Origin of the sequence: Brevundimonas sp., assembly GCF_030704825.1 — a bacterium.
Lineage (GTDB): Bacteria > Pseudomonadota > Alphaproteobacteria > Caulobacterales > Caulobacteraceae > Brevundimonas.
On sequence record NZ_JAUYNX010000009.1, the window covers coordinates 1 to 11,148 of the forward strand.

Annotated in this window: 8 protein-coding genes; 5 read left to right on the plus strand and 3 right to left on the minus strand. The window is 66.4% G+C overall.

From position 1 onward, the window contains the following. Positions 1-47: 47 nt before the first annotated feature. The 4 genes from Q8Q71_RS03335 to Q8Q71_RS03350 all read left to right on the plus strand — a co-directional run bounded on the left by Q8Q71_RS03335 (position 48) and on the right by Q8Q71_RS03350 (position 7,189). Complete coding sequence (locus Q8Q71_RS03335) at positions 48-683, plus strand: RNA polymerase sigma factor (RefSeq protein WP_305758267.1); 636 nt, start codon at positions 48-50, stop codon at positions 681-683. 14 nt (positions 684-697) lie between these two features. Next, entirely contained in the window at positions 698-1,675 is a 978-nt protein-coding gene (locus Q8Q71_RS03340) for a FecR domain-containing protein (RefSeq protein WP_305758223.1), read from the plus strand. A 129-nt stretch (positions 1,676-1,804) separates the two neighbouring features. Continuing rightward, on the plus strand, positions 1,805-4,690 hold the full coding sequence (locus tag Q8Q71_RS03345; protein ID WP_305758224.1) for a TonB-dependent receptor: 2,886 nt from the start codon (positions 1,805-1,807) through the stop codon (positions 4,688-4,690). Between the two features lie 9 nt (positions 4,691-4,699). Further along, entirely contained in the window at positions 4,700-7,189 is a 2,490-nt protein-coding gene (locus Q8Q71_RS03350) for a S9 family peptidase (protein WP_305758225.1), read from the plus strand. On the opposite strand, the gene Q8Q71_RS03355 is transcribed toward Q8Q71_RS03350, so the two are convergent. From Q8Q71_RS03355 to Q8Q71_RS03365, 3 genes are all read right to left on the minus strand, one after another. After that, positions 7,122-8,873 carry an asparagine synthase C-terminal domain-containing protein gene (locus Q8Q71_RS03355; protein WP_305758226.1) on the minus strand — a complete coding sequence of 584 codons (1,752 nt, stop codon included), beginning with the start codon at positions 8,871-8,873 and terminating at the stop codon, positions 7,122-7,124. The two genes, Q8Q71_RS03350 and Q8Q71_RS03355, sit on opposite strands and share 68 nt — an antisense overlap. 2 nt (positions 8,874-8,875) lie before the next feature. Continuing rightward, positions 8,876-9,520, minus strand: coding sequence for a lasso peptide biosynthesis B2 protein (locus Q8Q71_RS03360; protein WP_305758227.1), 645 nt, complete (start codon positions 9,518-9,520; stop codon positions 8,876-8,878). 272 nt (positions 9,521-9,792) lie between these two features. Further along, a complete protein-coding gene (locus Q8Q71_RS03365; protein ID WP_298748139.1) occupies positions 9,793-10,278 on the minus strand; it encodes a helix-turn-helix transcriptional regulator in 486 nt (161 codons plus the stop codon). Between the two features lie 239 nt (positions 10,279-10,517). Here Q8Q71_RS03365 and Q8Q71_RS03370 point away from each other — a divergent pair, with 239 nt between their 5' ends. After that, a complete protein-coding gene (locus Q8Q71_RS03370; protein WP_305758228.1) occupies positions 10,518-11,147 on the plus strand; it encodes a GntR family transcriptional regulator in 630 nt (209 codons plus the stop codon). Position 11,148 lies beyond the last annotated feature (1 nt).

Below are 11,148 nucleotides of genomic sequence, written 5' to 3' on the forward strand. Positions count from 1 at the left end.
CGGCAAGCGCCTGCTGCGACCAGCCCCTCGCGGTCCGAAACTTCAAAATGCTTTTCCCCAAGCGGGCCTTCCAATCCATACCGCATGGGTCGTCCGTCCCGCCAACTTGGAAAAGGTGCTATACAGCTGGCAATATACTGCTCATCATTTCGAGACTGATTTGTCTTCCCTCGGTATGTGCAGTGTCAGCTCCACCTCCTCGCGCTTCTCAGTCCCCGGACATTCTCGCTGATATTTACCAGCGCTACTCGGCTTGGCTCAAAGGTAAGATGATCCGGCGCTATGGCGCGCTGGATGCGGAAGACCTTCTTCAAGAGACTTGGCTTCGGCTCACCCCATATCGGGACGCCCGCGAGATACAGCACCCTCAGGCCCTTCTGATGCGCATCGCCACCAACCTAGCGGCGGATATGAGCGCTCGGCAGTTTCACCGTACGCGCCATGTCTCCGAAATCAGCCAGTCGCACGGCTGGGGGTATGAACTGCCCGCCCAGGCCGATGAAGTGCTGGCGAAGCAGCTCGTCCTCGGCTTGCCAGTGCCCCTTCGCGATGTCTTTGTGCTATCCCGGTTCGGCGGTCTGACGAACAGCCAGATCGCCGAGCAGCTCGGGATCAGTCCCAAAACCGTTGAGTGGCGCATGACCAAGGCCCTGGCTCACTGCGCAGCCCAGCTTCGGCGCTAGAGATGGGGCGCATCATGACCAACCCGAAGGTCCGGGTTGAAACCGCGGACACCGAAGCGGCCGCATGGCACGCCCGTCTGGGCGCGCGCAACGTCAGCACCGGCGCGATCGAGGACTTCTTCACCTGGCGGGCGAAGCCGGCGAACGCGGAAGCGTATCGGCGCGTCGAGAAGATCTGGGCCGACACGGGCAAGGTGGCGGATGACCCTGAAATCGCCCGGGCGCTCGAGGCGGCGATGTCGCGCAAGGCGGGCGCGGCCTCGTCTCGAGGTGTGCCGCGGACCCTGCTGGGCCTGGCCGCGGTCGGCGCGGCGGCGGCCTTGGCGATCGGCGCCTGGGCCTGGCAGCAGAGCCGGACCGTTTTCGTCACGGGGGTGGGCGAGCAGCGCCTGGTCCAGCTGGCGGACGGGTCATCGATCCGGCTGGATACGGCGTCGCGGATCAGGGTCCGCTTCGCTGACGATCGTCGCCTGGTGGATTTGGAGCGCGGCCAGGCGCTCTTCACCGTGGCGCACGATCGGGACCGTCCGTTCATCGTCGACGCGGGCGCGACACAGGTGACGGCGGTCGGCACGGTGTTCGACGTGCGAAGGGATGGAGCGACGGTGAGCGTGACCCTGGTGTCGGGAGCGGTCGATGTGGCGCCGGGCGAGGGGAGGGCGGCGCAGCGGATGGCGGCCGGCCAGCACGCCAAGGTCACCTCCGGAGGGGTCGCGACCCGGATCGCCGACGTTCCGGCCGAAACCAGCTGGACGGACGGACGGATCGTGTTCCGTGACACGCCCCTGCGCCAGGCCGTGTCGGAGGTGAACCGGTATTTGACCGCGAAGATCGAACTGGACGCCACGTCGCTCGACGCCGTCCCGGTCAACGGCGTGTTCAGGACCGGGGACCGCGACGCCTTCGTCTCGACGGCTTCGCAGGTGTTTGACCTGGAGGCTTCTCCGGGTCCGGACGGATCCGTCCGCCTGACGGCGCGAAAAAATAATTGAGAAACCTCTCCGGGGTTACCCGGGGTCTGAACCGTCTCTCCTCTGACGTCGCGTGGCGTTGAGGGGAGCCAAGATATGAGTCGTTTCAGCCTTCTGTCCGGCAGTGCGCTGGCGGCCTGTGTTCTCGCCGTGAGCACGACGGCCTGCGCCCAGACCGCGCGTGAGTTCGACATTCCGCCCGGGTCGCTGCGGGATGGTCTGAACCTCTTCGCGACCCAGTCGGACCAGCAGATCTTCTTCTCCGGCGACCTAGTCGCGGGGCTGCGGACCGACGGCCTGCGCGGGCGGTACGCGCCGGCCAGCGCGCTCGACCGGTTGCTGACGGGTTCGGGGTTGGCCTGGTCCGAGACCCGCCCCGGCGTCATTTTCCTGCGCCGTGCAAGCACAGCGTCCCAAAGCGCGGAGGCCGTGACCCAGCTGGATGAGGTCGTGGTCACGGGCACGCTCCTGAAGTCCTCGGGCGACCTGGCCTCGCCGGTGGTGGTTCTGGACCGGGAGGCCCTGGATCGGCGAGGGTTCGGCACGGTCGCGGAGGCGCTCGCCGACCTGCCCCAGAACTACGCCGGCTCGGCGACGCCGGTCGTGCAACTGGCGGGCTCCGACAGGGGCGGTTCGAATTCCGTCTACGCGACGGGTGTGAACCTGCGCGGCCTCGGACCCGCATCGACACTGGTTCTGGTCAACGGCCGTCGGCTGGCCGGGACAGGGTTCCGCGGCGAGTTCGCGGACGTTTCCGCCCTGCCGTCGGCGGCGGTCGAGCGGGTTGACGTGCTGCTGGATGGAGCCTCGGCGCTCTATGGAGCCGACGCCGTCGCCGGGGTGGTCAATGTGATCATGCGCCCGTCGTTCGAGGGACAGGAAAGCCGGGTGCGGGTCGCCGCGGCGGAAGGCGGCGCCGAGGACGTCATGGCCTCGCATGTGGCGGGCCGGGCCTGGTCGTCGGGCTCCGCCTATATCTCCTACGAGTACCAGACGACCAATGCCCTGAACTCGCGCGATCGACCCTACACCGCCGACGGCGACCTGCGCCCGTTCGGCGGAACCGATCGCCGGGGGCTGTCCAGTTCACCAGGCAATATTCTCTCTTTTGACGCTGCGGCCGGAGCCTTTGTGTCGCGCTTCGCCATCCGTCCGAATGCAAGCGGCACCGCGCAGACGCCTGCGGATTTCATCGCGGGAAGCGCCAACCTTCAGTCTTCCATGCTGGGCGCGGACCTCGTCCCGGCCCTGGAACGACACAGCGTCTACGGCCGCGTGCGGCAATCCTTCGGCGAACGGTTCGAGACCACGGCCGACCTCCGCTACAGCCGACGGGCGTATGAGGTTGCGGGCGTGGCAAACGCGGGCGTTTTCACCGTGACCCAAGCCAATCCGTTCTTCGTCTCGCCCACGGGCGCAGCGTCGCACACCATCGGCTATTCCTTCCTCGGCGACCTCGGTCCGACACGCCAAGAGGGGACCTCGGAAAGCGTCGGCGCGACCCTGGGCGCGCGCTATGCGTTCGACGCCGACTGGTCCCTCGACGGTTATCTGGCGTTTGCACAGGAACGTGGTTTGGCCGGGGTCTACAATCGGGTGAACAGCCGCCTGTTGAACGAAGCGCTGGGCACGATCGCCGATGATCCGACGACGTCGTTTCGCGCAAGCGTCGATGGGTACGCCAATCTTTTCGGAAGCGGGTCCGCGAACTCGCGCGCCGTTCTCGATTTCATCAGCGCCGGGTTCTCCGAAGCTCGCGACCGAAGTCGCGCGTCATCGGCCAATTTTCTGGTCCAGGGCCCTTTGCTGACATTGCCCGGCGGCTCGTTGCAGTTCGCTCTCGGCGCCCAGGTCCGCAAGGAGACGTTCGACACCGAGGTGACGTCGTTCCTTTCGACCGCCGCGCCCAGGTTCAGTCCCAGCCCCCAACGTGAAAGGTCCATCAACGCCGTCTTCGCCGAAGCGCGTATCCCGTTGATCGGACCGGACAACGCCCGACCCGGGGTCCGCAGTCTGGAAGTCTCCCTGGCCGGCCGCTACGAGGAGTACGATGACTTCGGTTCGACGACCAATCCGAAGGTCGGGGTGGTCTGGTCACCGATCCAGAATCTGGGTCTTCGCGCCTCGTGGGGAACCTCCTTTCGAGCGGCGTCCTTGCCGCAGATCTATGACGCCGCCGGCGCATTCGGGACCTTCCTGACCCGCGCCGATGGCAGCTCCGCGCTGGCCCTCTTCCTGGTCGGCGGCAATGCTGACCTGGAGCCGGAGACCGCCGAGACGCTCACGCTTGGTTTCGACTATCGACCCCGAGGACGGCTCAATCTGAGCGCCAACTATTTCGACACAAGGTTTACAGACCGGATCGCCCAGCCCGTCGCCGAGAATCTCTTCGGCGTGCTCAGCGACGCGGCCTTGGCGCCGTTCGTGACCCTCGTGAACCCGGGCACGAACGCCGCCGACCTGGCGCTGGTCCAGAGCTATTCAAGCCTGCCGGGCTTTTCTCCTCTCTTTCCGGTCGCATCTTACGCCGCCATCGTTGACGCGCGCTGGGTCAACACCGGCGACGTCAGGGTGAAAGGCTTTGACCTGTCCGGGGCCTACCCACTCCAAGTGGGCGACAGTCTTGTCACGTTCGAGGCCTCCGCCTCCTACATCCTTGATTATGAGACCCGGCCCACGCCTGCGGCGGCGGTCCGACAGGTCGCGGGCCTGATTGGCTATCCGGTACGCCTTCGAGCCCGCGTCGGCGCCGTGTGGTCACGCGGCGACTTCAGCCTCGGCGTGCACGCAAACCACGTTGACGACTACGAGGATCGTGTCGGCGCCACGATCGAACGCTGGAACACAGTCGACGCCCAGGCGAGTTGGATTCCGTCGTCGGGCCAGTTTGAGGGTCTGCGTCTGACCCTCAGCGTTCAGAATCTGTTTGACGAGGATCCGCCCTTCTACGACGCGCCGTCCGGATACGGATTCGATCCGGGACAGGGCGGACTTCTCGGACGTGTCGTCGCGCTTCAACTCACCCGGCGCTGGTGAGGGCGAGCCATGTTCAGATCCCCTCGCCGCCTTGTCTGGGCGGTCATGGCGCTCGCGTGTCTGGCGTCGTCATCCTTCGCCCAGTCACGACCTCTTCGGGTCGACGATATCGTGACGCTGGAAGGATTCGGCCGAGCCTCCATCGCGCCGGACGGCGCATGGGCTGTCTACGAGAAGCGCGGCGCCTATGACACCACCCCCCGGTTCGACTTTGGGGGCCGCTCCACCTGGGCGATCACCGACCTCTGGCTTGTTGACCTGAAAAGGCCAGCGGCTCCGCCGGAGCGTCTCCTGCCGAGCGAACCTGTGGGGCTGTTGCGCGGGGCGTGGTCGCCGTCAGGTGCACGAATGCTGGTCTACAGTTTTCGGGACGCCCGTCTGCAGATCGGGATTGTCACCCTCGTCGACCGGTCGGTTGAGTGGACCGGCCTGACGCCCGAGATCCCGCTGACCGGCGCGGCGGCGGAATGGATATCTGACGATGAGGTCGCACTAACTGTCCGGCCCGACGGGAGCCTTCCCGGTATCCTGCGGTACTACGGCGGGAGCCAGGTCCGGGCGACCCAAGCCTGGGAGCGCACCGCGCTCGGCCGAGAGCCTTCCCGCACGGTCGTCGAGACCCAAGGCGGCGTGGCGACGGCGGAAACCCCGGACGCCGTCCAGGCTCTGATCGCTCTCAATCTTCGGACTGGCGGACGCCGGACGCTGGCCGAGGGCCGAATCGCTGACTTCGCGGTGTCCCCGGATGCGCGGCGGATCGCCGTGCTCCTGGGCGGAGAACGCATGGCTATCCGGCCCGAGTCCATCGTTCAGGCGGAGGGTTCGATCCGCCAGCGGCTTGCGATCATCAACCTGGTTGACGACGCAGTCGCCAGGCCCATGGACGCGTTCGATGTGGCGCCCCACCTCCTGCGATGGTCTGCGAATTCCAGCAGCCTTCTTGTGTGGGCGCGTCGGGACGGAACGGACTGGACTGACGGCAGGCTGATGCACGTCGATCAAGCCGGCGCAGCCCTAGTGCCGCTCGACGGGCTGACGCCCGGCGGAGGAGCCGACATTCTCAGGGGCGTCCGGGCGGAGTGGATGGGTGGGACCCCGGTTGTGTATGCGCGCCCGAAGGACGGACAGCGTTTCGACTGGTACGCGCTTGCGGCAGGTGAACGACCGGCCCCGATGACCGGCCACTTGACCTCCGTTCCCTCCCAGATCGCCGCCGTGACCGGGGATGCGGTTTTTCTGATCGCCGATGGCGGTTTGTGGGCTGCGGGGTCGACAGGCCTCCAACGCGTGGGACCGCCGGACCTGCTGGCGCGGAAGGTTGAGATCAGCGATATCGAGAAGCCGTTTCGGCTCAAGGTCAATGACGCGCCGCGTCAGAATTGGGTCGCCACGCTCGGACCGGAAGGCGAAAGCCTCGTCCTGACGGGCGCGGGCGAGGTGCGACGGGTCGGTCCCGGTGATGGTGAGGGAACCCGGGTGGTTGCCGTGTCCTCGGAAATAGCGCTGGTTCTGGACCGCGTCGAACTCGTCGAGACCCTGCGCCTCAGGACTCCTACAGGCGTCTACGACCTGGATCGGGTGAACGCGGGGCGGGCCGACGTCACCCTCGTGAAGCCGGTGGCGGTGGATCATCTGGACGCGCGGGGCCGCCCCACGCGGAGCTGGTTGTTTTTGCCCCCGCTGAGCGGGTCCGAAACGATCAAGGGCCTCGTGGTCCAAGTCTATCCCGGGTCTGTGGATGCCGGCGACTGGTCCGGACCGCAGACACTCACCTATGGCCTTCGGGCGGTGGTGATGGCGGGCGCGGGGTATGCGGTGCTGACGCCGTCGATTCCGATAGGCGAGGAGGGGACGACGGCAGTCGACTTCCTTGTCCGAAGTGTCGATGCGGCGGTTGATGCGACCCTGGCCGCCCATCCCGACCTGCCGCGCAACCGCATTGCCATTCAAGGCCACAGTTTCGGGGGCTACACGGCCTTGGCCGTCGCCACGCGATCGGCGCGCTACCAGTCCTATATCGCCTCGTCCGGAATGTCGGACTGGTTCGGCGAATGGGGGGAGTTCATCCCCGCGACCCGACTGATGCCCGAGGACGGATTTATGATGATGAACCAGCAAGGCTACGTGGAGGTTGGGCAGGGCGGGCTTGCCGAGCCGCCCTGGGCCAACCCGGAAGCCTATATCGAACACAGTCCCTATCTTGCGGCGGACCGGATCACCGCACCGGTCATGCTGATCACCGCGGACAGGGACTTCATCCCGATGTCGCAGTCCGAACGGATGTTCAGCGCCCTTTACCGACAAGGGGGAACGGCGCGGCTCGTCACATACTGGGGAGAGCATCACCACGTTCTCAGCCCGGCCAACCTGCGCGACCTTTACGGTCAAGTGTTCGACTGGCTGGATCGGACCCTGCCGGGGTCGTCGATCATCAGTCCGGAGGCTGCAGACGTCGCTCCCATGCCCGGACCCAGCCCTCAAACGCCGCAGCCACAATGATGGTGGAATAGGCGCCGCGCCATATCAGGCTCTCGCGAGTCAGAAGCTGATCGGCGGCGCTGCGGTCGAGGACCCCGAGCGCCGCCAGCCGCCCGTCCAGAAGCCAGGGCCGCAAGACGGCGAGATTGTCCAGGATCATCATGGCGTAGATTCGCGTCATGTCGCCTTTCGACCGGCGCTCGATAATCGCCCCCGGCAGTCGATCCCGGAAGGCGTACCTCGCCAGCCCTCTGTCGCGACCACCGAAAGTCAGGAGCGGGGTCGGGATCGCGAGGCACGCCTCGATCACGGGCTGGGCGCACATCGGGTGCCGCACATCCACGGTTTCGGTAAGCATCGAGGGCCCATGTCGCGATACGCTGTCCAGGACGCCCGCGATCTGAAGCGTCTTGGCGGGTCCGAACCCGTCGCAGTCGGCGAGCCAGGGATGCGCTACGGGTTGTCGGTGCGGGACAAGAAGGCCCTCGTCTCGCACTGGAAGGCTCTGGCCCTCGCGGCCGTGGCGACGGGCTTGGCGGATCATCGACCAGACCGAGATCTCGTTTTCCGCAGCCAGTCGCCGGACATCGGGTGCAAAGAGGGCGCGCCAGCCCCGCGCCAGCCAGAGATCGGTGAATACGTCGCTGGTGGAGCTTTGCAGAAGGATCGAATCTCCACCCTTGCCAGTCATCAAGGCCGACACGCCGACGTCGTGCAGCCTCGCGGCCCAGTCCATGTCGTGAGGACGGTCGAGAGCATTGATCCCGGGACGAAGGCCTTGGGACGTGCGCTCCAGCCAGGCTTCCGTCATGGCGCCTGTGACATGTGGCACGCAGGTCGGGACGATCCCCAAGGCCTCGCCAAGCGCGGCAACATAGGCGCGTTCATCTGCTTCCGGTGTCGCGCCATAGGCGTTGAGCCAGAGGCTGACGTGGATAGAAGGGCTGCGTGTCAGGCTTGAGGCCACGAGGCTGGAGTCCAGTCCGCCTGACACTTCCGCGGCGACGGGCCCTGAAACGCTCGCCAGTCCCGCAACCGCTTCGTCTATGGCGGCGCGGATCGAAGCGGCTGCGTCCTCAAGGGAGGGTGGCGGGCCCAGGCTGCGATGCGCGACGTCGGCCGGTCGCCAGAGGGATCGGGCAGGGATGGACAGGGGTAGGGGCTGCACCGTTCCGGGGCCGACGGCGACGGGACCGTCCAGAAGCAGAGGGCCCGATGAGAGGAAGGGGTCCAGCAGAGCCTGCGATAGCCTGTCGACATTGATGCGCCAAGACGGTCGGAGCGTTCGGACCAGCCAATCCGGTGCATCCGAGGCGACGATCGTCAGGCCTTCGTGCGACCATGTGATGCATTCGAGCGCGCCGGAGGGATCCCGAAGGATCGACGCCAGTTGGGATTGGGCGCCGAACCGTACCCCGACGTACCGGCCCCAGAAGCGGGCGAACATTTTGCGCTCATAGTCGTCGGGATCGTTTACCCCGGCGGGGAGAACAGGCCGCTGCCGGTTGAACACGTCGCCGACCAGGGTCCAGGGGCCAACCGCGAGCGTTTTTGGCGCATTTGGCCCTTTGACCCCAAGCCACGCGCGACCGTTGAGATCGGACACCACGAGGCCCTTGGACCGTGCGAGCTGTGCGAGTTCAGCGGAAAGGATTTTCGCCTCGGGATCGTCCGGACGTCGGACCACGATGAGGTAGTCGCCCACCGTCAGGCGACCATTATTGGCGTGTACCGATCCACGCGTTCGAGGGTGTCAGCGATGACGAGGTCGCCGATCTGCAGCCAGCAGTGTGCAGCGAACGGCCAGGTCCGCACCCCGAAGATCCAGTCGGTGTGGATGCCTTTGCCGGCCAGGACGCGTCTGAGCTGGAAGGCTCTCTGCAGGCATTCCCCTTCGAAAGGGACCCAAGGGAGCGCACCTCGAAAGGCAGCGACGGACCTGTCCAGACGAGCGTCGCCAACGGGTCCGCGCCGGGCAGAGGACGGAGCCGAAGTTTCGATGATCTGACGAAGCGTTCTATCCCGGAAGGCCATCGTCGCAGTGGCGAGCGCAAATCCGGTGTGGAATAGAGTCCATTTGGAAGGGGACGACGCTGGCGCCAACTCCCGTTGAGCCGCCTCTGATGTGCGTCGTGGCGGCCCAGGGCGTTCACCAACGGCAATGCCCGCGGACAGCAGTTCATTTGCAGCGGCCGTGTCGGGCACCACGACGGAACCGCTCGTATCGACAACCATCCATTCCGCCGCATCCAGAAGGCAGTGGTACTGGTCGGCGTTCACATCCAGCATCACGATGTCTTCACGAACCTGCGCCAGGAACACGCCGTCAGCGCACCAGAGTTGGACCGTCATTCGTCTATCCGCCGCGTGTTGCGGACGATCGCCGTCGGCGACCGTCCGCTTTCGCTCAGGCCGGCTTGCGGCTGTCGAAGACGTTGATCTCCATATACTGGCCGCCCGTCAGGTCACGGGTCAGGGCCTTGGCGCTGCCGAGAGTGACGAGGCGCAGCTTGGGGGTGGGGGTCATCGCAGTCTCTCCTTGGGGTGATCGCCACGGATGTGGCGCAGGGAGTGAGCGCGCGGGCTGACCGGCTGAAAAGCTATATCTGGAGTATATTGCAGGGTCAGCGGCCCGGTTTGGGTCGCGTGGCGAGCAACTCCGCCGCGCCTGTCTTGAGCCAGGCCTGGGCCTGTTCGCTGGTCTCATCGCCGTCCAGCAGGGTGTCGAACATGCCTGTGACCGCCGCGATCAGGGTCCGCGCATCGAGGTCGAGCAGGCGATCCTGGATGGTCCGGTCGAACCGCTGCACCGCGATGGTCAGGATGGTGGCCATCTTGTTGTCCGCGCTGCGTCGGGCGAACTCGGGCGAGCCGATCACGACGGCCAGGATGAGCGCATAGGGATCGCTGTTCGTCGCGGCAGCGAACCTGTGGATATGATCCAGGTTGAGGCGGGTGGCGCCGGACTCGAAACGCTCATAGGTCCTCAGGGCCATGTTCATGGCGGCCGCGACCTCGGCGGTGGTGAGGCCGCGATGTCTGCGCACCGCCTTGACCGCCGCCGACAGCAACTCTCCATCACGCGGCGGGTCAGGCGGAACTCCACTCATCAGCGAAACCTCTCAAACCGGGGATGGTGCGACGGGACGCCAGAGGGAGCAACGCTCAACCTTTCGTTTCCGTACACAGCAAGGTTGAAACCGCCACAAAGCGGCGGAAGAGCCGACAGACCGCGGCGGATATGTCGACGTTATGTGGCGAACCCGACGGAATGGACGTGCAACCCGTTGGCGAGCGTCCCGATCCCCGTCGATAGTCCGGGCTCCCCCATTTTTTCCCGGAGCCGGCGGTGACCCGGAGACGTGATCCCTTCCTTCAGGCCCTCGACAGTCTTCGGCGGCTGTCGGAGCAGGGCGCCTTCGCGCCGGGTACGCCCGTGGTGATTGTAGAAGAGGCGCGGCGGCTTCGGCTGTCGACGACGCCGGTGCGTGAAGCGCTGGCGTGGCTCTGCGGCGAGGGCCTGATCGAACGGGCTCCGTACGGTGGCTATCTGGCGCCGCGGATGGACGCGGCCCTCGTCAGGGACCGGTTCGCCTTCCGCCTTCACTGCCTGACGGCGAGCCTGGACCTGATCGCGGCCGTCCACGACCGCGACGAACCCGTCCCCTCGACCGCCGCGCCGGAGCAGCGGCTCGCCGAGTCTCTCGACCGCGTGGTCCGCGGGACGGGCAATCAGGTCCTCGCGGAGGCCTTCGACCGGGTCGGCCGCCAGCTGCGGCCGCTTGAGGCGGCGGAGCGCCGGATCTTTCGCGACCGCGACGCCGAGGCCGTCGCGATACTGCGTCTCTCCGGCACTGGCTCGACCCCGGCGCTGCGACAGGCGCTCGTCGCCTACCACCAGCGCCGCATGGAGGCCGCGCCGCTGCTCGTCCTCGACGTCGTGGGCGATCGGCGGGACTCTCCGGACGAGGACGGCTGAG